The sequence below is a fragment of the Clostridium psychrophilum genome (assembly GCF_018861705.1).
GTDB lineage: Bacteria > Bacillota > Clostridia > Clostridiales > Clostridiaceae > Clostridium_AD > Clostridium_AD psychrophilum.
Genome location: NZ_JAHLEC010000008.1, coordinates 25,240 through 51,079 on the forward strand (window position 1 = coordinate 25,240; position 25,840 = coordinate 51,079).

18 protein-coding genes and 1 pseudogene are annotated in these 25,840 nt (G+C 29.1%); 18 read left to right on the forward strand and 1 reads right to left on the reverse strand.

Features of this window, described 5'->3' with window-relative positions:
- Nucleotides 1–290 precede the first annotated feature (290 nt).
- Nucleotides 291–626 carry a winged helix-turn-helix transcriptional regulator gene (locus KPL38_RS03345; RefSeq protein WP_216287002.1) on the reverse strand — a complete coding sequence of 112 codons (336 nt, stop codon included), beginning with the start codon at nucleotides 624–626 and terminating at the stop codon, nucleotides 291–293.
- A gap of 129 nt (nucleotides 627–755) precedes the next feature.
- Here KPL38_RS03345 and KPL38_RS03350 point away from each other — a divergent pair.
- The 18 genes and pseudogenes from KPL38_RS03350 (at nucleotide 756) to KPL38_RS03435 (ending at nucleotide 25,751) form a co-directional block, all read left to right on the forward strand.
- A pseudogene (locus KPL38_RS03350) lies at nucleotides 756–1,157 on the forward strand (pyridoxamine 5'-phosphate oxidase family protein).
- A 493-nt stretch (nucleotides 1,158–1,650) separates the two neighbouring features.
- Nucleotides 1,651–2,340, forward strand: coding sequence for a class I SAM-dependent methyltransferase (locus tag KPL38_RS03355; RefSeq protein WP_216287004.1), 690 nt, complete (start codon nucleotides 1,651–1,653; stop codon nucleotides 2,338–2,340).
- Nucleotides 2,341–2,695: 355 nt separating this feature from the next.
- The gene (locus KPL38_RS03360) at nucleotides 2,696–4,804 is read left to right on the forward strand and encodes a transglycosylase domain-containing protein (protein WP_216287006.1); all 2,109 of its coding nucleotides are present in this window, start codon (nucleotides 2,696–2,698) and stop codon (nucleotides 4,802–4,804) included.
- A gap of 60 nt (nucleotides 4,805–4,864) precedes the next feature.
- A complete protein-coding gene (locus KPL38_RS03365; RefSeq protein WP_376769012.1) occupies nucleotides 4,865–5,743 on the forward strand; it encodes an NAD(P)-dependent oxidoreductase in 879 nt (292 codons plus the stop codon).
- Nucleotides 5,744–5,800: 57 nt separating this feature from the next.
- Nucleotides 5,801–6,382: a glycosyl-4,4'-diaponeurosporenoate acyltransferase CrtO family protein gene (locus tag KPL38_RS03370; protein WP_216287010.1), complete on the forward strand. Its 582-nt coding sequence runs from the start codon at nucleotides 5,801–5,803 to the stop codon at nucleotides 6,380–6,382.
- A gap of 350 nt (nucleotides 6,383–6,732) precedes the next feature.
- Nucleotides 6,733–8,274, forward strand: a complete 1,542-nt coding sequence (locus KPL38_RS03375) for a sigma-54 interaction domain-containing protein (RefSeq protein WP_216287011.1) — start codon at nucleotides 6,733–6,735, stop codon at nucleotides 8,272–8,274.
- A gap of 243 nt (nucleotides 8,275–8,517) precedes the next feature.
- Nucleotides 8,518–9,342 carry a beta-keto acid cleavage family enzyme gene (locus tag KPL38_RS03380; protein WP_216287013.1) on the forward strand — a complete coding sequence of 275 codons (825 nt, stop codon included), beginning with the start codon at nucleotides 8,518–8,520 and terminating at the stop codon, nucleotides 9,340–9,342.
- A gap of 17 nt (nucleotides 9,343–9,359) precedes the next feature.
- The gene (locus KPL38_RS03385) at nucleotides 9,360–10,307 is read left to right on the forward strand and encodes a 3-hydroxyacyl-CoA dehydrogenase family protein (protein WP_216287015.1); all 948 of its coding nucleotides are present in this window, start codon (nucleotides 9,360–9,362) and stop codon (nucleotides 10,305–10,307) included.
- Nucleotides 10,308–10,584: 277 nt separating this feature from the next.
- Nucleotides 10,585–11,835, forward strand: coding sequence for a short-chain fatty acid transporter (locus tag KPL38_RS03390; RefSeq protein ID WP_312884139.1), 1,251 nt, complete (start codon nucleotides 10,585–10,587; stop codon nucleotides 11,833–11,835).
- A gap of 40 nt (nucleotides 11,836–11,875) precedes the next feature.
- Entirely contained in the window at nucleotides 11,876–12,823 is a 948-nt protein-coding gene (locus KPL38_RS03395; protein WP_216287019.1) for a 3-hydroxyacyl-CoA dehydrogenase family protein, read from the forward strand.
- A gap of 83 nt (nucleotides 12,824–12,906) precedes the next feature.
- On the forward strand, nucleotides 12,907–14,460 hold the full coding sequence (locus KPL38_RS03400; RefSeq protein ID WP_216287027.1) for an acyl CoA:acetate/3-ketoacid CoA transferase: 1,554 nt from the start codon (nucleotides 12,907–12,909) through the stop codon (nucleotides 14,458–14,460).
- Between the two features lie 788 nt (nucleotides 14,461–15,248).
- Entirely contained in the window at nucleotides 15,249–15,971 is a 723-nt protein-coding gene (locus KPL38_RS03405) for a hypothetical protein (RefSeq protein ID WP_216287028.1), read from the forward strand.
- Between the two features lie 72 nt (nucleotides 15,972–16,043).
- Nucleotides 16,044–16,280 carry a hypothetical protein gene (locus KPL38_RS03410; protein WP_216287030.1) on the forward strand — a complete coding sequence of 79 codons (237 nt, stop codon included), beginning with the start codon at nucleotides 16,044–16,046 and terminating at the stop codon, nucleotides 16,278–16,280.
- Nucleotides 16,265–17,893 (forward strand): hypothetical protein, encoded by a 1,629-nt coding sequence (locus KPL38_RS03415; RefSeq protein WP_216287039.1) that lies wholly within the window; start codon nucleotides 16,265–16,267, stop codon nucleotides 17,891–17,893. The genes KPL38_RS03410 and KPL38_RS03415 overlap by 16 nt, the downstream gene beginning before the upstream one ends.
- A gap of 16 nt (nucleotides 17,894–17,909) precedes the next feature.
- Complete coding sequence (locus KPL38_RS03420) at nucleotides 17,910–18,662, forward strand: DUF6063 family protein (RefSeq protein ID WP_216287041.1); 753 nt, start codon at nucleotides 17,910–17,912, stop codon at nucleotides 18,660–18,662.
- Nucleotides 18,655–23,043, forward strand: a complete 4,389-nt coding sequence (locus KPL38_RS03425; RefSeq protein WP_216287043.1) for a rhoptry family protein — start codon at nucleotides 18,655–18,657, stop codon at nucleotides 23,041–23,043. The genes KPL38_RS03420 and KPL38_RS03425 overlap by 8 nt, the downstream gene beginning before the upstream one ends.
- A 385-nt stretch (nucleotides 23,044–23,428) precedes the next feature.
- Nucleotides 23,429–24,322, forward strand: a complete 894-nt coding sequence (locus tag KPL38_RS03430; protein ID WP_216287045.1) for a sensor histidine kinase — start codon at nucleotides 23,429–23,431, stop codon at nucleotides 24,320–24,322.
- A gap of 166 nt (nucleotides 24,323–24,488) precedes the next feature.
- Nucleotides 24,489–25,751, forward strand: a complete 1,263-nt coding sequence (locus KPL38_RS03435) for a hybrid sensor histidine kinase/response regulator (protein WP_216287047.1) — start codon at nucleotides 24,489–24,491, stop codon at nucleotides 25,749–25,751.
- The last annotated feature ends 89 nt before the right edge of the window (nucleotides 25,752–25,840 follow it).

Consider the following 25,840-nt stretch of genomic DNA (forward strand, 5'->3'; position numbering starts at 1 on the left):
TTTTTTACAGTCATATTGCTGAAACTATAAATGTTTTTTAATATACAGTAAAATTATTGCAATTATAATGTTATTTCCTGCTGTATTGAAGAAAAAATACTCCTTTTCATAAACTCCTCATGTTATCTTCGTCCTTTTTCCTTAAATCTTTACACTGAGGGATATAGACTTTGTATAAATAACATGACTTTATGGCATATTTTGTTGAAAGATAAAATTATTATTTATACCAAACTTAATAAGGCTCCACTCCTTTAAAAATCGAAGGAATAGAGCCTTTCAACAACTATCTATTTATTATTAAGAGATTCAATATACTTATCTCCCCAAATTCTAAACTGTTCTAATACTGGATTGAATGCCTTTCCTAAATCAGTTAATGAATACTCCACCTTGGGCGGAATTTCCGAATAAACATATCGATTAATCAATCCATAACCTTCTAGTACTCTTAATTGCTTTGTTAATGTAGATTGCGTGATATCACCTAGGCCTCTTTGGAGCTCTCCATAACGTAGTGCTCCATCATTCAAATGATACAAAATTAATATTGACCATTTCCCGGCAAATACTTTTTGCGCTGTAAAATATGGGCATTTTCCAAAAAGACTATTATTACTTTCCATAGTAGTTTCCCCCAATAGTATCTAATTGATACTTACATTTAAAAAAGATCGTACTTGATATTCTTAATATACATGTTATTATTACTGTAGAGTTAATTTTAACATACATATACGGGAGGAGCAATAATTATGAATAAATCATTAGAATTTTTAAAAGAATGTGGTGTTTTTTACTTAGCAACTAGTGAAGGTGATCAACCAAGGGTTAGACCATTTGGTGCTGTTTTCGAATATGAAGGAAAATTATATATTCTCACAAACAATACAAAAAAATGTTTTAAACAAATGTAAGAAAATCCTAAAGTTGAAATTTTTGGTATGAATAAAAAAGGACAATGGATTCGTGTTACTGGAGAAGTTGCAAATGATGACAGACGTGAAGTAAAGGAAGTTGCACTTAAGGCCGTTCCATCTATAAAATCTATGTATAAAATTGATGATGGAATTTTTGCAGTTTTATACTTTACAAAAGGAACAGCTACTATTTCTTCTTTTACTGATAAACCTGAAACATTCTCACTATATATATAAGTTAATTTACTAGTAAGTAAGGGACAGTTTTATATAATCAAGCTATTTCAATCTTCTTGAGATTGAAATAGCTTTTTTATTTGTATTATGTTGTGTGTAATCAGGTTTACTAAATTGATTATTATATATAAAATATTCTCCTAATGTATAACAAACCATACAAAATTGTTTACTTAAGAGATAACTTTAAATAGACAAGTTACTATGATAATATGTATATAGTGAATGTTTTAGAAAAGTATTATATGAAAGATAATTAGTGTGATTTGAAAATATATGCTTTTTGAAAATTAAATTTAAAAGATGGAGTAAATAAGGAGATTGTATATGAAAGGATTCAATTTAAAATTTGACTTTTATTCCTATAATTAGGTATAATCATAGGAACTTAAAATATAGCAATTTAGAAAGTCTAAAGGGCATGGTTTGATTGATGATAAAGAAATACAAGTAGCATAAAGTATTATTTAAAAAAATTTTAGGGGGGATTTAAATGTTAGATAGTAAAGGATTTGATTTATGGTCAAATGGATATGATATGAGCGTAAATCTTAGTGATGAAAGCAAAGAATATCCATTTGATGGTTATAAAAATGTATTAAATTATATTTATAAAAAAATTAGGAGAAAAAAGAATGCGAATGTTTTAGATATTGGGTTTGGAACAGGTATTTTAACGACTCAATTATATAATGATGGATATAATATTACAGGTGTTGATTTCTCAAGCAATATGATAGATATTGCTAAACTGAAAATGCCAAACGCAAACCTAATAAATTATGATTTTTCTAAGGGTTTGCCAGATGAAATTAAAAACAGCCATTTTGATTTCATAATTAGTACGTATGCTATTCATCACTTGACAGCTGAAGAAAAAATTGATTTTATTAAGTTGATTTCTAACATGTTAACTAAAACAGGTAAAATATTTTTTGGCGATGTTTCTTTCCGAACAAAAGAAAAACTAGAAAAATGCAAAAAAAAATATTACAAAGATTGGGATAATGATGAGGATTACCTTATAGCAAAAGAAATTGATACAACTTTGGGTAATAAATATTTGTGTAAGTATACTAAAATGTCTCAATGCGCTGGAATATTGACTATTACTAATGTGGTACATACAACTTTTCATTTTAGAAAAATAATAACTTCAAAATTTAAAAGAAATAATATTTAGCAAACTTTTATAAGAATAATAATTAATCATTTAAGAGGAGCAAAGTAAATGAGCAATAATAGATATATCAATAAAATCAAACTCAATCCTTCAAATTTAGCCATTGTAATAAACTATATTTCTAGTTAATTACATAGACACAAGTTCAAGTTTATTTATGTAAACGGTGACACCTTTGCGTAGATCATCATTATTCTTTGAGATTTTTATAACTTTAATTGAAGTGAAAAAACATTGAAAAAATATTAGTTTGAAAAAAACTGAGAGAATTATGAAAAACTTGGGATAAGGTCTATAATCTAAAATATGAGTTATATTACCAGCAGTGTAATATTTTTAGGAGGAGAAACAGTATATGGCACAAACAAAACACAAGAGGAAAGTTAAAAAATCACACAACATTTTTAAAAATATCATTTTAACTATGGTGTTGATTTTAGTTATTGGAACTGTAGCTGGTGCTGGTGTTGTTCTTGCACTTATAAAAACTGCACCAGCATTAAATATTCAACAAATTTCAAATCTGAAACAAACATCTGTTATTTATGATGACAAGGGAAATTCAATGGATGATGTAATTACCACAGATGGACAAGTCGTAAAAAGAACCGATGTATCATTAAGTGAAACATCATTATACTTGGGACCAGCATTCATAGCTATAGAGGATCAGAGATTTCGTACAGATGGAGGAATAGATTTAAAAGGAATTGCTAGAGCGGTATTTGTGGATGTTCAAAACAAACTCTTTCATGGTAATAAGACTACTCAAGGGGCGTCTACATTAACTCAACAACTTATAAAAAACACTGTTTTCTTGGATGAGTCTTTAAATAATAGACTTGACTATAAACGTAAAATACAAGAAGCTTATCTTGCCATAGAATTAAATAAATCTATGTCAAAGGACGATATATTAGAAGCTTACATGAACACTATTTTCTTAGGTGGAAATGCATATGGTGTTGAAGCAGCAGCATACCAGTATTTTAACAAAACTTCAAAAAATTTAACATTAGTTCAAAGTGCATTTATTGCAGGTATGGCACAGAGCCCTTCAGGCTTTTACCCATTTACGAATTCAGCAAGAAAAGATCCAAGTAAATATATAAACAAAACTAAATTGGTATTATATAAAATGAAAGAAACTAACTCAATTTCGAGTAATGAATATGATGATGCAATGAACAGTTTGAAAATTAAAGGAATAGTTTTTACGCGACCTAATCAACATTTAGATAAATATGCATATGAATCCTTTTCTAGATCTGTTGTTAATCAAATTAAAGCTGATTTGATGACTCAATATAGTTATACCAAATCACAGGTTACGGCTTTATTAACAAGTGGGGGACTAAAAATATATTCAACTATGGATAAGAATCTTCAAGATAAATCTCAAAAGATATTGGATAATGACCCGGTATTTAATAAAGTTAATAATACAAGTAAAAAGGCTATTCAGTCTTCTTCGGTAATTTTCGACTACCATAATGGGGAAGTTAAAGCAATTATAGGGGGAAGGGGTGCGCTACCTGCAAACTCATATAACAGAGCAGTAGATGATGTTAACTTTCCTAGATCAACTGGTTCGAGTAGTAAGCCTTTAACGGTATATACTCCTGCAATTGCATCTAACAAATATACAGCAAATTCTATAATAGATGATTCGCCACTTTCAAGTTCTATTGCTAAAAAATATGCATCGTCAAATGGAACTCCTTATAATCCAAGTGATGATAATACTCCTCGGGGGCCAATTACAATACGTTCTGCTATAAAAACCTCTCAAAATTTAGCCGCTATTAATCTTGAGGATAAAATAACTGTAGCAACAGGATATGCTTATGCTCAAAAGTTTGGATTAAGTGTTACGCCAGCTGATGAAAATATTGCAACCATGGCACTTGGTCAATTTAATGGTGGTGAAACTCCTCTGCTAATGTCAGCATCCTATGGAGTTTTTGGAAACTCGGGCATGTATACTAACCCTAGATTATATACTAAAGTTGTAGATAGAACTGGAAAAGTTTTATTAAACACTAAATATATTACTAGACAAGTAGTTAATGCTCAAACTGCTTATACAATGTATGATTTATTGAAAGGACCAACAAGTGCTGGTGGTACAGGACCTAGCGCAAAGTATGGAGATATGCCAGTCGTAGGTAAAACAGGAACTGCTACTGATTTAAAAGATTTATGGTTCTGTGGTTTAACACCATATTATTCAGCTGCAGTTTGGATAGGCAATGATGACAATAAAAAGTTTTATAATTTAAACAGTAATGATGCAGCATTAATTTGGGGTAAATTAATGAAAGAGGCAAATGCAAATCTCCCTATAAAAGATATTACAAAACCAGCTGGGATGGTAGTACCACAAGAAAAGGTTACTACGACAAAAATCAATAATAATAATAATAAAACAATAGAAAATGTTCAAAAATCAGGTTTAGATTAATTAATTAAAAAATTTTTACCTATTGATATAGAAATCTATAAATAAATGGAGGAGATTTGTTTGTTAAACAAAAAATTAAAAATTGGCTTCATTGGTACAGGTGTTATGGGGAAAAGTATGGCTAATAATATTCTAAGTTCAGGATTAACCCTATACGTTTATAACAGGACAAAACTTCATGCACAGTCTTTGCTAGACGCAGGTGCAATATGGAAGGAAAACGTGGCAGAATTATCGTCGAGTGTAGATGTTATTATTACAATGGTAGGCTACCCAAAGGATGTCGAGGGTATATATTTTGGTGATCAAGGTATTATAAAGAATTCGAAAATAGAAAGTACTGTAATTGATATGACTACCTCAAAACCTTCTTTAGCTAAGCAAATTTATACAGAGGCTAAAGCTCACGGTATAAATGCACTAGATGCCCCTGTTTCAGGTGGAGATATTGGCGCAAAAAATGCTAACTTAGCTATTATGGTAGGTGGGGACAAAGAAATTTTTGAAAAAATAAAACCTATATTTGAATTAATGGGTAAGAATATAATTTTGCAGGGAAATGCAGGTGCAGGTCAGCACACAAAAATGTGTAACCAAATAGCAATTGCATCTAATATGATTGGTGTTTGTGAAGCAATGATTTATGCTAAAAAGGCAGGATTAAATCCTGAAACGGTACTAAAATCAATTGAATCAGGTGCGGCTGGAAGCTGGTCTCTTAGTAATTTAGCTCCTAAAATGCTTAAAGGAGACTTTGAACCTGGTTTTTATGTTAAGCATTTTGTTAAAGATATGAACATTGCATTATCAGAAGCAAAAGAGATGGGTTTTCTTGCACCAGGGCTTAAACTTTCAAAAGAGTTATATGATGAACTAGTTGTGCTGGGTAAAGAGAATAGTGGGACTCAGGTGTTGTACCAATTATTAGATAAAAACTGATGAAAAATATACATATGCTTAGTGATTCATCTACATAAGAAAGGTGGATAATGCAACATGATCAAAATAAATAAAAATACATTCGTTAAATGGGTTATTGTATTAATGACAACGGTTGGGGTAGCTTTGATTGTTTTATTCCCACTTATTAGTATGAGTTCATTAGCATATGCTATTATACTTAACTTTTTGTTGATGATTTGGATGTCCATAGTAGAAACATTATTGATACCGGAACTTAAATCATCTTATTTTAATAGTCAACCTATTGAAATGGAAGGGAAAATATATAAGTACATTGGTGTTAATTTTTTCAGAAAATTATTAGTATTGAGTGGGTGGGAGAGAAGCAGAGAAAAAGAAAATCCTATTAGAAAATCACTGATTCCATTAGAATATTATGAATACCGAACGAGAACTTCCGAATTTGGACACACAATTATTGCTATTATAATTTTGATTATTTCCATATATGTGTGTATGGAACATTCATTTAAGAATATAATATGGTTAACATTTTTCAATATATTTTTAAATATTTACCCAATTACATTACAACGGTATAATCGTCCACGAGTTCTTAGGGTAATTAAAAAACTTAAATTAAGAGATTCTAAAATAGTTTATAAAAATTGGTAATGTAGTGAACTACGTTGCACTTATTCTAAGGCAAGGATTCGGTCATGCTTTCACATGCCAACTAACGTTACTTAGCAACTGTTAATAAAAAAAAATTTAGCCCTAATTGTTAAACAATATTGTTTATTTGATTAGGGTTTGTTTTTTAGAGCCTTAATATAATGTTCATGAGTGACGTTATGCTATAATTTTTGCAGAATAAGGTATAACGCCAAAATCTGTAGTATACTCAAAGTAGAGTAGTTTAAAAGAATCATATATACTACAATTATTGTTTTTTGATAGTTAACTGTATTTCTTATTACTACAGGGTATGCTAATAATAAAAAATAAATTCTTATTTAAGAGTGGTGATTAAAGTGGGCGATGAGTTAAAAGTTAAAAAAATCATGAAATATATTAATGACATGATGGTAATCATTAGAAAATCGGATATAAATGCACAGTATAAAAAAGCTTTAGAACAAAAATATGATTTAGTTAACATGAATTATAGTGATTTCATAGATAATTATCTTGATTTTAGAGAGATTTCTAATAATTTACACGATGGTATATATATTGCGAGTGGAGAGGGAAATACCATTTTTGTAAACGATTCTTATGTCAATTCAACAGGAATTAGTAGAAATGAGATCATAGGTAGAAATGTTAAGGATATAGTGAGTGAAGGAAAACTATATAAAGGGGCAGTAACCATGGAGGTTATAAAAAATAGAAAAGAAATAAACTCCATTGGGAAAATATTAAAGAATAATAAAGAGGTTTTAGTAACAGGCAACCCAATTTTTGATGAAAATGGAAAGATTAAGTTAGTAGTTATCAACAACAGAGACACTTCTGATTTAAAAGAACTGGAGAATAAGATTGTAAAACTAAAGGCAAATAGAGAAAAATCAATAGAAGAAATAAAGTTTTTAAGGCACAAGCAAGTATCGCTTAAGAATACTGTTTTTACGGATGAAAAAATGCAGTCTATAATGCGACTTGTTCAAACAGTTGCATTAACAGATACAACTGTTTTAATAACCGGGGAATCAGGTACAGGAAAAGAAATAATTGCAGATGAAATCTATAATTATAGCAAAAGGAAAGACAAACCTTTTATAAAAGTAAACTGTTCAGCAATTCCGGCAGAATTGGTGGAATCAGAGCTTTTCGGGTATGAAGGAGGGGCGTTTACTGATGCAAAAAAAGTTGGAAAGATGGGTCTATTTGAATTAGCAAAAAATGGAACAATACTTTTAGATGAAATAGGTGATATGCCGTTAAATATGCAAAGTAAATTGCTTCGAGTATTACAAGAAAAAGAATTCATGCATGTTGGTGGAAAAAAAGTGATAAAAATTGATTTTAGAGTTATTGCATCTACAAATAGAGATCTTAAGAAGGAAGTTAATGAAAAAAGATTCAGAGAAGACTTGTTCTACAGATTAAATATTGTGCCTGTAAATATACCACCTTTAAGGGAACACAAGGGTGATATAGAGAATTTGACAAATGAATTTTTAAATACTAACAACAAAAAACATAATAAAAATGTTAATCTTACCACTGGGTCTTTAAAGATGCTACAAAATTATAAATGGCCAGGTAATGTGAGAGAGCTAGAGAATTTTATTGAGAGGGTAGTAGTTATAAGCTTAAAAGATATTGTTGAAGAAAATGATATAGCTTTATTGCTTGGTATAGAGAAGAATGATTTAAATTTAGGTACATTACACAATAATCTTAATATTAAACAAGCAGTACAAGAACTAGAAAAAAACATTATAACAAAAGCTATAAAAAGATATGGATCTACACGAAAGGCAGCTGAACATATAGGTATTAATCAATCTACAATTGTGAAAAAATGCAAAAAGCTAGGAATAAATCTTTCTAAAATATAAAATAGAAGTTGGAATTGAAACCAGCGATTACTAATGGAATCGAATGTGATTACAAATGGAATCACATTCAATACAAGCCATACAAACGGTTTCATGATATTTTAAAGAAGAAGTGATGATAAAATTCATCACCTCTTCTTTTTTAGTTAGACAAATGCTGATGTATCAGTGAAAAATTAATTGGCATCATAGTTGCTATATATAGTGTTGTAGATATAAATTCAAATGAAAGGATGTTATAAAATGAAAAAAACAATTATTACAGCAGCATTGACAGGAGCGTTCCCAAGAAAGGACAAAAATCCAAATATTCCAACCACACCTCAAGAGATTGCAAATCAAGCATATGAGTGTTGGAAGGCTGGAGCAGCAATCGTTCATCTTCATATGATTGATGAACAGGGTAAAGGAACAATGAATAAAGATAGTTTTGCAGAAACCGTGAAATTAATCAAAGAAAAAAAAGATTGTGATGTCATTATAAACGTAACAACTTCTGGAGATATATATGCTACAGATGAAACTAGAATGTTACATTTGAATGAGTTGAAACCTGAAATGGCTTCTTATGATGCGGGTACAATGAATTGGATGAATAACTCGGTATTTTATAATACACCACCATTTTTAGAAGAATTGGGTAAGTGTATGCAAAAAAATAAAGTTAAACCAGAAGTAGAAATTTTTGATGCAGGAATGATATATAACACATTATATTATGTTAAAAAAGGTGTTCTAGATGCACCCGTACACTACCAATTAGTTTTAGGTGCAGCAGGCGGAACTGCAGCAACTGTTGAAAATCTTGTTTATTTAAAAAGTTTAATTCCTGAAGGCTCAACTTGGTCAGCTTTGGGTATAGGACAACAGCATTTATCAATTCTTTATGCAACTATTGCTCTTGGCGGTCATATTCGTGTAGGATTAGAAGATAATATTTATTATTCACATGGAAGAGTGGCAAAATCAAATGCAGAAGTTGTAGAAAGAGCAGTTAGGATACTTAAAGAATTTAATAAAGAAGCAGCGACACCATCAGAAGCAAGAGAAATATTAGGTATAAAATAAAGAGGAGGAAATATAAAATGATAAAAAAAATAGCTGTAATTGGTGCTGGAACAATGGGACATAGTATTGCAGAATCGTTTGCTCTTTATGGGTATCCTGTAAATTTGTTTGATACTAATGAAGAAACATTAAAAAATGTGAAAGACACAATGGAAAAAGAATTGTCAGAGTTAGTAGAAGAAAGCCTATTCGATAAGCAAACGGTTACAAAAGCATTGAATAATATTACACTTTTTAATGATTTAGAGAAGGCAACTAATGATAGAGACTATATAATTGAAGCTACACCTGAAAAAATTGAAATAAAGACAGACTTGTTTTCTAAATTGGACAAGTATGCACCTGCAAATGCAATTTTTGCAAGTAACACCTCTAGCCTAAAATTAAATCAAATGTTGGCAGCTGTGAGTGATGAACGAAAAAAAAGAATGCTAGTAAATCATTGGTATAATCCAGCACTAATAATGCCAATAGTAGAAATATCATTCTTCGGAAACATGCCAGAAGATATTTTTAAAGAAGTACAGGAGCTTTTCAAATCAATTAAAAAACAAACAATTAAAGTTCTAAAAGATGTTCCAGGACTTGTTGCAAATCGTATACAGCAAGGAGTTGCAAGGGAAGTATTTTCACTCATAGAGCAAGGGGTTGCAGAACCTGCTGAAATAGATAAAGCATTAAAATTTGGTCCAGGATTTCGTTATGCTACAACAGGTCAATTAGAAGTGGCTGACTTTGGTGGTTTAGATATTTGGTGTACGGTAGGCGATAATTTGTTAAAAGAAATGGATAATTCAACACAATCAAATCAAATATTACGTGAAAAAGTTGAAGCTGGAAAGCTTGGAATTAAAGCTGGAGCTGGTTTCTATGAATATAAACCAGAAGAAATCGAAAAACTTAAAAAAGAGTTTAATAGAAGATTGATTCATCAGTTGAAAGCTTCAGAATTCTATATAAAATAAATAAAATACTTACAAGTAGTTGTAGGAGTACAAGGTTATGGATTAAGTTATGCTAACAATATATTATTAGTATAACTTAAGTTCGGGCTTTGAAAATCTATAATATTAACAATAACATAAGAATTTCTAATCCCAATATTAAAAGAACGAATCAATATAGAGAAGGTTGGTAAAAATATAGAAAAGGATGGTAAAAAAAATGATAAAAAAAATGCTTTCTTTTTTTCTTAAAGTTATGGAAAAATATTTACCCCACCCATTTACTATAGCATAGATTATCACTTTATTTGTCGCTGTTATGGCTTTGATTTTCACTCCTACAACTCCATTTGATATAGTTCAAGATTGGGGTGATGGTGTATTTAACTTACTTTCATTTGCAATGCAGATGTCTCTTATGTTAATTAGTGGATATGCTTTAGCATCTTCAAATGTAATACAAAAATATTTGAAAAAGTTGATTAGAATACCTAAAACTCCAAAGCAAACAATTCTGTTTATTGCTCTTGCATCCATGGTTTTATATTATTTAAATTGGGGACTTGGATTAATTGCAGGAGGATTACTTGCGAGAGAAGCTGCTAAATATCACAAAGACACAGATTTCAGATTAATTGTAACAGCAGCATTTTCTGGAATAATTATTACACATGGAGGATTATCAGCATCAGTACCATTATTAATAAATACACCGGGACATTTTGCTGAAAAGGCAATGGGATTAGTTCCGCTTACAAAAACTATTTTTGGAGCACAAAATTTATTCATAACTGGTGCGTTAATTATAATTATTCCACTTGTTTGTTTACTTATGATGCCGAAAAAAGGGGAAGAAGTTATTGCAGATCCTTCACTTTTTGCAGAAGATGAAATAGAAGCTCCTGTAGAAACAACAACAAAATTAACTTTAGCAGATAAATTAGACAGAAGTAAAATTTTGAATATTACATTATGGGCTATGGGTCTATGTTTCTTAGTAATGTATTTTATTAACAAGGGATTTAATTTAAATATAAATACGGTAATAATAATATTTATTGTACTTGGCGTATTATGCCATGGATCATTAATTAAATACGTAGATGCATTTAATAAGGGCACAAGCACAGCAGGAGGAATTATTCTTCAGTTTCCTTTCTACGCAGGAATAATGGGGATTATGGTAGGAAGCGGTCTTGTGACTCTGATTTCAAATTGGTTACTTAGTGCTGCAACCCCAAAGACATTTGAATTGTTTTGTTATTTTTCATCTCTTGTAATTAGTGTATTTGTTCCTTCAGCGGGTGGACATTGGGCTGTGCAAGCACCATTCATGCTTCCAGCAGCAGCTGCTTTAGGTGTAGAACCATGGAAAGTTGCAATGGGAGTTGCTTGGGGAGAAAGTATTTGGAATGTTGTTTGTCCATTCTGGGCTTTACCATTATTAGCAATTGCAAAAATAAGAATACGTGACCTAATTGGTTTTTCTGTGTTGTTATTCATTGTTGGAAATATAATTGCAATCGCAGGAATTATGATTTTTCAATAAATAATTAGTATATTAAAAATGTATTGAAAGGATATAAATAATGAAAATAAAAAATGTAGCCGTATTAGGCACTGGGACTATGGGTCATGGTATAGCACTGCTCTGTGCAAAAGCAGGATTGAATGTAGTTATGTATGGTAGATCTGATGCAAGTTTAGATAGAGGATTTAATAGCATAAAAAACGCTTTATCTATGCTAGAGACTCAAGGAAAATTAGAAGATAAAAGCTATGAAGAAATCTTAAGTAAAATAAAGGGAGTTAAAACCATTGAAGAAGCAGCAGAAAATGCTGATTTTATAATAGAATCCTTAGCTGAAGATTTGGAGCTTAAACAAAACATATTTCAAAGTTTAGATGAAATCTGCTTACCAGAAGTAATATTAGTGTCTAATACATCAGGACTTAGTCCAACAGATTTAGCTAAAAATACAAAACACAAAGAAAGGGTTATTGTAGCTCATTTTTGGAATCCACCACACTTAATTCCTTTAGTAGAAGTAGTACCTGGGGAAAAAACATCACAAGATACTATAGCAATTACCTTGGAATGGGTTGAGTTTATAGGTAAAAAAGCCGTCCGTATGGAAAAGGAATGTTTAGGGTTTATAGGAAATCGTCTTCAACTTGCGCTCCTTAGAGAAGCATTATATATAGTTGAAAAAGGTTGGGCAAAACCTGAAGAAGTAGATAAAGCTATGGAGTTTGGTCATGGAAGAAGATTACCTGTCACTGGACCATTATGCAGTGCTGATCTAGGTGGATTAGATATATTTAATAACATATCTTCATATTTATTTAAAGATTTATGTAATTACACAGAACCTTCTAAGCTGTTAATGGATAAAGTTAAACAAGGAGAAATAGGCAGTAAAAGTGGGAAAGGTTTCTATAATTGGACACCAGAGTTTTTACAAAAGAAACAAAAGGAACGTACAGAAGCACTTTTATACTTTTTAGAAAGAGATTTACAAAAAAATAAATATTAAATTGTAAAACAATATTAATTTTTAAATTGGTGTGATAATTTCGACATAAAATTATACAAGATAATATGGAAGGAGAGTGAAAAATGAAATCTAAAGTTATTTCCAAAGAAAAAGCAGTGGATTTAATAAAAAATGGGGATACTGTTGCAGTTGGAGGATTTATTGGCTCAGGCCACCCTGAAGAATTAACTATACAAATTAATGAATCTTTTCTTGAAAAGGGACATCCGAACAATTTAACTTTAGTATATGCAGCGGGTCAAGGGGATTCAAAAGATAAGGGGTTAAATCGTCTTGGAGAGGAAGGCTTAATTTCAAAAGTAATAGGTGGTCACTGGGGACTTGCACCTAAACTTGTAAAGCTAGCTGTTGATAATAAAATTAAAGCTTACAATCTTCCTCAAGGAGTAATTTCCCACCTTTATAGAGACATTGCAGCAGGTAAACCAGGAACTATAACTCATGTTGGTTTAAAAACTTTTGTAGATCCTAGAATTGACGGGGGTAAGTTAAACGATATCACGAAAGAAGATATAGTTAAGGTTATTGAAATTGATAATAAGGAATATTTGTTTTATAAAGCATTTCCTATAAATGTGGCACTTCTTAGGGCTTCTTATGCGGATGAAAATGGGAACGCAACTATGGAAAAAGAAGCTGTAACACTAGATGCTTTGTCTATGGCACAAGCAGCTAAAAATTCCGGTGGAATTGTAATACTTCAAGTTGAAAAAATTGTAGCAAATGGTAGTCTTGATCCAAGAAAAGTTAAGGTTCCAGGAATACTAGTGGATGCCATTGTAATTTCGAAACCTGAAAATCATATGCAAACTTATGCAGAGCAATATAATCCATCCTATAATGGTGAAATAAAAATGGCACTAAGTAATATTCCTGGTTTAAAACTAGATGAGCGAAAAATAATATCTAGAAGGGCTGCAATGGAGCTTAAACCAAATGCTATTACTAACCTTGGAATAGGTGTACCTGAGGGAATTTCTATGGTAGCAAATGAAGAAGGAATTGGGAGCGAACTGAAAATAACGTTGGAATCAGGCCCAATAGGCGGAATTCCTGCAGGGGGATTAAGTTTTGGAGCTTCAATAAATCCTGAAAGTATACTAGATCAAAGTAACCAATTCGATTTCTATGATGGAGGAGGTCTTGATATAGCCTTTCTAGGTCTTGCTCAATGCGACGAAAATGGAAATATTAATGTAAGTAAATTTGGACCTAAAATTGCAGGATGCGGTGGGTTTATCAATATAACTCAGAATTCTAAAAAAGTTGTTTTCTGTGGAACTTTCACAGCTGGTGGTTTGAAAATTGCAATTAGTGATGGAAAATTATATATAATTCAAGAAGGTAAGGTTAACAAATTCATTGAAAATGTTGAGCAAATTACATTTAGTGGTGAGTATGCTATAGATGTTTCTCAACCAGTTTTGTATATTACTGAAAGAGCAGTTTTTAGATTAACAAAAGAAGGTGTCACTTTAGAAGAAATAGCTCCAGGAGTAGATCTAGAAAAGGATGTTTTGGCTCATATGAGGTTTAAACCAATAATATCACCAGATCTAAAACTTATGAATGCAAACATATTTAAAGCAGAAGCAATGGGCATTAAATTATATTAATTTAAACAAGCAAAAGAGATGATTTAACTTGAAATTCATCTATAAAAATTATGAACGCTTACTGAAGTAGGCGTTTTATTTTTGTTTTAAAGTTGATAAACTTATAATTTCTTTTTATTTTAAGCTCCGATGGCAATGCGCAATATGATATAATTATTAAATAATGCAAGGTAAAAAATACAGAAGAACTAATTGATGAAAAAACACATTTAATAGAAATAGTAGTAAAAAGAATTTCTAAAGATTTTAACAACATTTTGGAAGCTTCAAGTCTGCCATCTTCTATAAGTGGCAGTTGTCTAGCCTAGGAAAATTACTTTAATGGCAGTCTAAATCTGCTTCCAAAGTTGTTAATATTGCAGCTCCGCAGGAGATGAGTTAATGGATTAAAGCAGGTGTTGATGCTATGAAAGACGTGATAGGTAAACATCAAATTGATATTGAAATATTAAAGAGTAGATCAGTTAACGGCATTTCAGAAGGAAAGTCTCCCTTGTCTATAAGCGGGAGTCATATATTCTAGCAAGTAGAAAACTTCAGTGGAAATATAAATCTACTTCTGAAGTCGTTAACGCATCTTCTTCGAAGCTGTTGCATCTTCTATGAAGATGGTACAGCTCCGCAGGAGATGATTTAATATAATATAGCCAATAACGTCTGATAACAATTTATCGGGCTTTTTTTTATCTGATTTTGGTGTATACAAAAGAAATGTGTCACTAGGCATTTTTCACGAATATATAGAAAGTTAGGAAAATATTTAGAATTGAGGTGTAGACCTAATTATAATGAAAGATATAAAGCAGTTAAAAAAGATAAGATTAACTCTTGAGGAAATAGAAAAGTTTTATAGTGTGAAAGATTACAATTCGCTTGCTATATTAATAAAAAAATTAATTGAAGAAAAAATAATTGTTCCAATAAAAGCTAGTAAAACAAATGGGCAGAATCCTGCTCTTTATAAGCGTTATTCTTTAGTTAAAAAGGAAGAGGATAATAGTAAATATGAAGATGAAATTAGAAATGAATTGTATATAGGTTTTGATATGGCATACTACAAATCTCATATTGGTCTATACAAAAGGGATAGAAAATATGTTATAGGTTTAAGCAATTATATTAGAGTTAATAAGCAAAAATCTGATATTTCTATATCTATAAATGAATTATCATTTGAAATTTGGCAGGAAGAAAAATTTCTAAAAGATGGACGTGGGAAAACAATTATTAAAAATGTTGGCTTAGATATTGAAAAATTTAATTTCTATACCACTCCGGAACCTTTTGTATTTTATTCTTTTTCTAAACAAAACAAACAAAGAGTTCTTATTATAGAAAATAAAGATACTTGGTATTCCATTCGTAAACTAATGCATAATGGATGCAATAACGTTTTAGGCACAGCAATTGATACTATTATATATGCCTCTGGCAAAGGTAGATTTAAGGGACTACTTGAATATAATTTAATGGTAGAAGAATACCTTAGATATCCTAGAGAAGTTTTATAGTGGGGAGATATAGATTTTGAAGGCATTCTTATATATGAGGAACTTAAAGAAAAATTTAAAGATATGTTTGATATGCATATATTTAATAGCGCATATAGTATGATGATTCATAAATCTATAAATAAAAAATTACCTTTAACTAAACCAGGACAAAATAAAAATATAAAAGATTTATTTCTAAATCAGCTAAGTGAGCGAGACAAGCAAGCTATACTTAAAATATTAAATAGTAAGTTATATGTGCCACAAGAGATAGTTACATATAAAGATTTATTAGAAAAGGGGGAACTAACTTGCAAGATTGTTTAAAAGACTTTGAAAAAAGAATGAAAAAATTATCATATCCATTTTTAATAGATAGCCAAGTAATTAAAAAGACAGAATGGGAAAAATATGGACTAAACATTCAACAGATGATTAATCTTGTATATACAGTATTATGTCTAATCATGGAAAGGTCTTTAAAAGATGAGGAGTGCACATATAAGGATATAAATAATTTTTTAAGTGGACTTCTTAGTAAATACTATAAGATTAATTTAAATGAAGAAGATATATATGATTTATCTAAATATATAGTCATGAGAGTCCTTAGAAATGAAGGAACTATGTTTGTATTTGAGGCGTATGATTACGAAAATAATTCCACAAAAACATATCAGTACCATTTAGTAAAACAAGAATATTCGAGAGCAGATACTACTAAAAGCACTTTTGCACTTACAGAAGAGGGTTATAGGCTAATGCTTAATTCTTTTGAAGTAGACCAAAAGTTAAAAATAGAAATTGAAAGTTTTATAGCAGAAGAAAGTATAAAACATCAGAATTATAAACAAGGATTAATGGCAGTAAGAAACCTTGATAATTTAATTACATCTCAAATCCAAGCTATTGATAATTTTACTCTAAGAGCTAAGGAAGATGTCCTTTTTATAGAAGCTGATGAATTTAATGAATCATACAATAAAAACTTAGAAATTTTAGGAGAACAAAATGTTAAATTCCGTAGTTTAAAAAGAATGATTACGAAAGAGAAAAATAAAGTTATTAAACTTATCGAAGGTAATATGGAAATAGAATATATGGATAAATTATATAGCATTGGTGACATAGAAAAAGGTCTTAAAAAAATAATTGAAAAAGCTACTAAACTTATATCTAAACATATGGATTTTAGTGATGTATATGTAAAAGCTCTTGAAGGCTTAAGTCATCTATATAATAATGAAAAATTTGATTTAACACAAAAGGTTCTAAAACCAATTGAAGAAGATATTACGAGAATTGATAACGTTCATAATCTTTTAAATTGTTTATTTACTCCTAAAGTTCCCAAAAGACTTAACTTAAATAAAATATTTGAAGAACAAAAGGTAGACAAAAAAGAAGACACATTAAAAGGTACTGAAATAAATGAGGAATTGTTCGAAGATAAAGGTGAAAGTGAAATTAAAATAAATCAAATAAAATACATAAAAATAGTAAAAAGTATATTGTTATATATGAATAAACATAGGGATACAGAGCTTAAAACGCTTATAGAAGATTATAACGAAAGACCATATAATGAATACATAGAAATGATACCAACTATAAGATTATTTACAGAAGTAATGATTGAATTTATAAGAATAGGTGAGATAAACATAGAAGAATTTCTTAATGAATATCATCAGAGTTATACCAATGAGAAAATAGATTCTTTTGACCTTAAAAGTACATTGTACGAAGTAATTGTTGATGATAAAAATGAATTATCAAACATAAAGCGCATAAGATTTTTAAAGAAAAGTAATGAAGAAACTTTAGAAATAAGAGAAAGGTTACCAAAGGAAAGTAGTAAAGAACCTATTGAAGAAGAAAAGTTAATAACAACCATAACAGTAGCAAAATGTAATAATTACATTCTACAAATAGTTTAAGATAGGGGGAATAGCTATGGCATATTTACTAGAAGAAATAAAAAAGGCTACAAATATATATGTATATTTGCTCGAAAATGGAGAGTTAAAATCAAGTATAAATAAAGAATTATTTAATCAATATAATATTAAAAGTGTAAAAGAAATTCTCGATAGTATGGCTCTGGAATCTAAAGTATCTATAAGACAGATATCTGATTCTATATACATAATTCCAAACATTGATAATGAATTTTTAGGTTATAAAAGAAGTGAATTGAAAACTGCTATTTTAGGAAAGCAAAAAATGAATATTGATGGGAAGCAAAAGGACATAACTCTTGAACATTATTATTTAGTTATATACATAATTATTGTGTTATTATCAAAGTTTTACGGTGGGAAAGGAGCTATGACAAAGCTTACAGATTCTATCGAATTAAGTGAAATAGAAAACATAATTAGCAAACGGCTTGAGCCTTTTATTGAAAAGGACGTAACTGAGCTTGAAATCGAAACCAAACTTTCAATATCTGTAATTGCAAACATGTGGTATTCAGCTACAAATGATGATGAATACGCTAAAATAAGAACAAGAAAATGGTTTGTAAAACAGGTATGTGTTTTCCTCGAAAAAGAGGGTCTTGCAAATATACTTGATAAGACTAGTCTTGTACCAACTATAAAGCTAGATAGACTTGTAATAAACCATTTGCTTAATGGAGATAGATTAGTAGAAATAAATATGCTTTTAAATCTTAAAGAAAACGAGGAGGATGTTAATGCCTAAAATAAGTAAATCTCGAATTATCAATATCAAATACAACGATGATAGACGAACTATATATGATGAAATATTTGATTTTAAAAATGGTAGTAATGTTCTTTTTAGTATGGATAACGGAATAGGTAAAACTGTACTAATTCAATTTCTAATGCAACCATTTTTAAATGATGGTTTTTATAGAAAACTTGGTGAAAGACCATTTCAAGATTATTTTAATACTAATGAACCAACCATAGTAATGAATGAAATAAAAATGGATGAAGGCGGAGAATATTTCCTTATTGGTATGCTAATAAAAGCTGATAAAGATGTGGAAGGTGTTCGCAAACTTAAATACTTAGCTTTCACCAATAGTTATTCATCGCCAAGCGACTACGATATAACAAATATCCCATTTGTAGTTGTTGAAAATGAGAGAAAGCGAATAATTTCTTTTAATGAAGGCGAAACAATGCTCAAAAACGCACAAAAGGAATTACGCGATTTTAAAGTTTATAATTTCAATGAAACATCACAAAAGGCAGAATATTTTAAAAAACTTGCAGAACATCGAATAAGTTATAAAGAATGGGAATCTTTAATTCGCAAAATTAACATGCAAGAAGCAGGATTAATTCAATTATATAAAGATAGTACAACTTCAGAGACCTTACTTAAAAATAATATTCTTCCTGTTATTGAAGAAAAGCTTAATGATGATAAAGATATATTAGGAGAACTCAGAGATAACCTTAAAAAGTATATCTACAAGTATGTTGGTCAAAAGCATATATTAGATAAACTCCAAGGATTTGAGTCATTCATTATTGATTCTAAAAAAATCACTCCAGAATTTGAAAAATATAAAATAGAACTAGTAGAATTTAAAAAAACAGAAAATACACTTGGGGCGTTATACAGATATGTATTAACTAAAATTGATGAAATTAACCTTGAGTTTGAAGTATACAATAAGTCCATAGCCAAAGTTGATATAGCAATAAGACAAATAGCTGTTGAAAAGTTATCATATAGTGTACATCTAAAAATGAAAGAGTTAGATAATATAATAGAAAAAATTGATGAAATTAACAAGAAGACCAGCGATTTGAAAGCTAAGGAATGTTCAACTAAAAAGAATATAGCTATCCAAAAATGTGCAGAAAATTATTTTTATCTTATGGGTAAAAGGAAAGAACTTGCAGAAATCATGGAAAGAATAGTAAACTCTGAAAAGGATGATAATGAAATACAAATAAAAATTAAAGATTATAGATTTACTTTAAGAAAACTATATGATGATAAACTTAAAAAAGTTGAAGATAGTATTAAAGCTACTAATGAGAATATAATATCTTGCGAAAGTAATGTAACCAAAGCAGAGTCAAAGCTAAAGATAAATAATAATAATAAAAATGATATAACACTCAAAGTTATGTCTAATAAAAATGTAATCCAGGACTTTCTAAGTAGAGATTTACTATTTATTAATAGCTATAACGATTTTAAATTTGAGAAAAACTTTTTTGGTACATATGATGAAAAAGATTTAATTTCTTATGAGAAAGACATAAAAACAAATAGCGATGATTTAAGTAGCCAATTAGTTAAGAGTAAAAATGCAAAAATACAGTTAAAAAAAGAGAACGAATTACTAGATATTGAAAGAAGTAATGCTAGTAACACTAATTATCAATCAAAATCAAAACTTTCTGGTAAAGAAAAAGAGCTGGAGACTTTTAATAAATTTACTAAAGAAGTTAATTTAATACTTAAAGGAAATGAACTAAATGAAGATATATTAAAAAATAGGGACAAGCTTATAGAAAGAATTACAGACAATAATATAAAATATAAAACAGAAAAAGAAATTTTACAGAAAAATAAATTTCTAGCAGAAACAAAACTTTATAATTTAGAAAATTGTTCGCTTCTTGATATCCCAAGTGATTTTAAAAAGTTACTTGAAGACAGTGGAATTGGTATTAAGCGTGGGCTTCAAAGGTTAAAAGAAAGAAAAGATAGTTTTGAGGAAAAATTAGAATTAATTAAGAAGAATCCATTCCTTCCCTACTCTCTACTTATGAGCCGAGAAGAAATAAATATTTTATCAAAATTAAAGATCAATACATCTATTCCAATTCCTATTGTTGATGAAAATAATTTAAATGAGCAAATACAAATTGCAGGGGTAAACAACTTATATTCCACAAGCTCAATGAATTTTTATATCTCTTTTTCTGAGGATTTACTTGATGAAAATAAGTTGAATGAGAAAATCAAGAAACTTAAATCTCTCCTAAACACACAAAAAGATGAAATAGAATCTATTGATTTAACAATGGATAATCTGAAGAGGCAGTTAAACATAATAAATAATTACACTTATAACGGTAATGAAGATATTGTTATTATTAGTAATATAAATAAATTAAGAGTAGAAATCAAACTACAAGATGATAGAATTTTAAATATGGCTATTTTAGCTAAAAATAAAAAAGATAAAGTAGAATTATTAAATGATGACATACTCAATATAAGTGATGGAATGAGAAAACAATTAAAGAAAAGTGAGAAGTTTTTGGAATTTAAAGAAATATATACAAAAAGTGAAAAGTCTAAATCCGAAAATATAAAATATAATGATGAACTTAAAAATTTATTGTCTACAGAAAAGATAATAGCTGCGGAGCTAACTAATCTAAGAAACGAAAAAGAAAATGAAAAAATCAGACTAAGTGAATTTAAAAGCGAAAGAAATTTAGCTGAAAGTGAATTATTTAAATACGAAAATGCTATAGATGGTCTTTTTATAGATAGAGAAATCAGTGATATTGAAGCTGCTTTAAAGGCATGTGAACAACATTACAATGTAGATCTATTGAGAGATAAAGAACTTGAAAAAGGACTTAAAACTGATATAAAGCAATACGCAAGCAATATAGATAGAGATTCTAAAGTAGGCCAAAACTCTAAAGAGTCTAGCATTACAGTAGAAGATTATAAAGATATCAAGTATGATAAAGACACGTATGACTTATATACTAAGAAGTTATCAACTATAGAAGAACAAATTAACAGCTTACAAGATCAATCACTTGAAAATGAAAAAACTAAAGCAGTATTAGAAAGTAAATTACAACAATTACAGGAAGATTTACGCGAATACGAAATAGAAGAAATAATTCCATTAGATAAAATACACAATATTCAATTTGAAAATAGAAAAAAGGAACAAATAAAATTAAAATCAGAATATACTAGCAAAAAAGATTTACTCAAAGAGCAACAATTCACATTAAATATTGAAGAAATTAATCTACAAAAATTCAAAAATATACCAATATCGGATAAAGTTACAAGCCAAATTGATAAAAATGGTATTAAACAAATGAGTAAAGAAAACATGGATAAATATGATAAAGAATTCTCGTTACTCGAAGTAAGCAAGAAAAATATAAAAACAGAACTCAATATAATTTATAGAAAGTTCAAAGATACAAATGAAATATTCAAACATCATTTGAATCATTTAATTATAGAAGATAAACCTATTAAGGTAGAAAAAGGTATTAAATTGCTTGTAGATATATTAGAAAAGCAAATAAATGCTGAAAACACAATAAGACAGAATTTAGGTGAACTCAGAGATACTATTGTAAATGAAATCGAAAGTTATGGTGAATCAATTTATGATGAGTTAGCTAGTATTGACGAAAATTCAGCTATATATGTTAAAAATATACGAAAGAAAATGCTTCAAATTATTATACCCTCAAAAGAAGATTTGAATAAGGAAGGTATAAATATATACGTTAAAAGCGTTATAGAAACTATAACTCAAGATGAAAGTTTAAATGATATAGATGTCCAGCTTATGTCTCAAATAAATTCTGAGAAACTGCTTGAGCAACTTGTAGGAGGACTTAAGCGAATAACAATAAAGATATATAAAATCGAGAAGTTTGCTATGCAGTTAAAGAGTTGGGAAGAAATAAACCACAAAAATTCTGGCGCAGAAAGATTTGTATCTGTATTTATTGTATTTACGGCATTATTATCATACCTAAGACGAAAACAGGGTGATTATTTGAAAAATGCTAAAGAAGGCATGATAATGATAATGGATAATCCATTTGCGAACACCAATGCAGAATACCTTCTAGTTCCTATGTTTGATATAGCAAAAAAATACAATGTTCAGTTGATTTTCTTCTCTGGTATTACGGGGAGTGCTATACTTAACAGATTTGATACTATATACATAGCAAAAGTAATGAAAGACAAATACAGCCAAAATGAAAAAGTAGGCTTTACAGATTTAAGTAACACAAGTATTGATAAAGATACACTTGAAATATCTAAAATGGAATATGAAAAAGTTGAGCAACAAACAGTATTTTAAAATAAGCACAAAATGTGATGTCTTTTCATTATATCAACTTACAATTTTTAAAAATGTAAAAATTGTCGCATAAAGGATGATGAAAGATGTATGAATATACTGTAAAATATGGTAAAATGTAAAATGTAAAAGCAAACACATTAATATTTGTTTTATATGTAATGTGTTTGTTTTATAACGAAGAAATTTATATGGGCATGTATGTATTGAAAAATACTTTAAATAATTTTTAAATATTTTTTATCATATCGAAAGAAAGTTAAATTATATAAGATAGTTTTTAAACGTAAGAAACTTTACGAATATATTACTTTTGTCTATAAATAAAAAACTTAAATTGAGGATTTATCAATCGGGGTAAAATCAGACTGAAGGGCGATGTAATATGAGAGAAGATTTTTGCGAACGTGTAGAACAGCTAATCATTGCAAATAAGGAGCTTAAATTTCAAAACGAAGAGAAAGATAAAAAAGTAGCGGAGTTAATTAGTACTAATAAGGCACAAGGAGAATTTTTTGTTAATATATCACATGAAATTAAAACACCATTAAATGTTATTTTTTCAACAGCACAATTATTTGATATGTATTGTAAAAATGGTTTATTAAATGATAAAAAGGCTTCAGTTGTTAAATATATTGCTGCAATAAAACAAAATTCTTATAGATTATCCAAACTTATTAATAATATAGTTGATATATCGAAAATTGAAGCGGGATTCTTTAAATTGAACCTATCAAATAACAATATAGTCAAAGTTGTAGAAGAAATAGTGATGTCAGTAACTACTTTAACGGACAGTAAAGGCTTAAATATTATTTTTGATACGGATACAGAAGAAAAAATTATTGCTTGTGATACAGAAAAAATTGAGAGAATAGTATTAAATCTTTTATCAAATGCGATAAAATTTTCAGATGAAGGTGATGAAATAATTGTAGATATCAAGGATAAGAATGAATTCGTTGATATATCTGTAAAAGACAATGGTATTGGTATTGAAAAGGAGCACTTAGATATGATATTTGATAGATTTAAACAGGTAGATAAATCGTTATCAAGAAATACAGAAGGTACAGGTGTTGGTTTAAATTTAGTTAAATCGATTGTAGAATTACATGGTGGTAGCATATATGTCGAAAGTGAATTTGGAAAAGGAAGTAAGTTTACAGTTAAACTTCCTTCAAAAAAGGTACTAAAAGAAAATATGATGTATAGTAGTAATGCGCGAAGTGAAGATGAAAACATAAGGGTAGAATTTTCAGATATTGATTTGTGATTTTTTTAAAGATATATACCATATCAAATTATATATAAAATAGAATAATATTTATAAAAAATTGATTTAAGTATAAAATTATGAATGAATTTAGCTAAGTTTTTATTAGTTTATTTAATAAAAATTTAGCTAAATATTATTAAGTGGGTAAGTGAGGTTTTCGAATATGGCAACAGGTAATTTGTATACAATCTTAGTAGTTGATGACTATCCAAATAATTTATTTACTGCAAAAGCACTTATTCAAGAGTATATAGATGCTAAAGTTCTGCTTGCGGACACTTCATCAAAAGCATTATTGGCTCTTATAAAAGAGCCAGTGGATTTAATTATCTTGGATGTGCATATGGATAAAGAGATGGATGGTTTTGAGCTAGCTCGGATTATAAAAAGCAGAAAAAAAACACAAAATATTCCAATTGTATTTCTAACCGCTGCTTGTATAACTGAAGAGTTTAAGAAAAAAGGTTTTGAAATAGGAGCAGTAGATTATCTTACTAAACCTATTGATGACTTTTTACTGATAAACAGAATAAATGTTTACTTAAAGCTTATTGAAAAAGAAAGAAAAATGAATGTACGGCTAAAAGAGCAAGCTAAAGAATTAAAAAAAGCAAAAGATGTAGCTGAAGCCGCTAATGAGGCTAAAGATATGTTCCTTGCTAATATGTCTCATGAATTTAGAACCCCTTTAAATATTTTGCTTGGGTCAGCACAAATAACAAAATATTATCTTGATAATGATAAAGTTTTAGATAGAGAAAAAATAAAGGTGAAAGCAAAAATACAGATTCAAAACAGTTATAGGCTTATAAGACTTGTTAACAATCTGATGGATATTACAAAAATAGATTCAGGTAACTTTGATCTTTTTATATCAAACTGCAACATTATTGAAATCGTGGAGAACACTGTAAATTCGGCGACGAAATATGCAATATTAAAAAACATTGAAATAATATTTGATACGGATGCTGAAGAAGTAGAACTTGCTTGCGATTCAGATGCTATTGAAAGAATTGTGTTAAATCTTTTATCTAATGCTATAAAATTTACTCCTTCATATGGAAAAATATTTGTAAATATTAGTACTTGTGATAATTCAATTCAGATTAGAGTTAAAGATTCAGGCATAGGCATTTCAGAGGATAAGCATAAGATGATTTTTGAAAGATTCAAACAAGCGGACAACCTCTTTACAAGAAGTTGTGAGGGAATCGGTATTGGACTTAGCATTGTCAAGTCTCTAATTGAAATGCATGAAGGAACTATCGAAGTTAATAGTGAATATAAAAAGGGAAGTGAGTTCATAGTTAACCTTCCTATTAGTGAAATCAATAACAATGAAATTCATAAAAAAAAATCTGCTAATATCTTAAATAATGGAATTTCGAAAACCGATATAGAATTTTCTGATATCTACTTTTAAAAAGATGATTACAGCTTCGTCAGAAGATGACCGCAGCTTCGCAGAAGATGATCGCAGCTTCGCAGAAGATGATTAACAGCTTTGAAAAA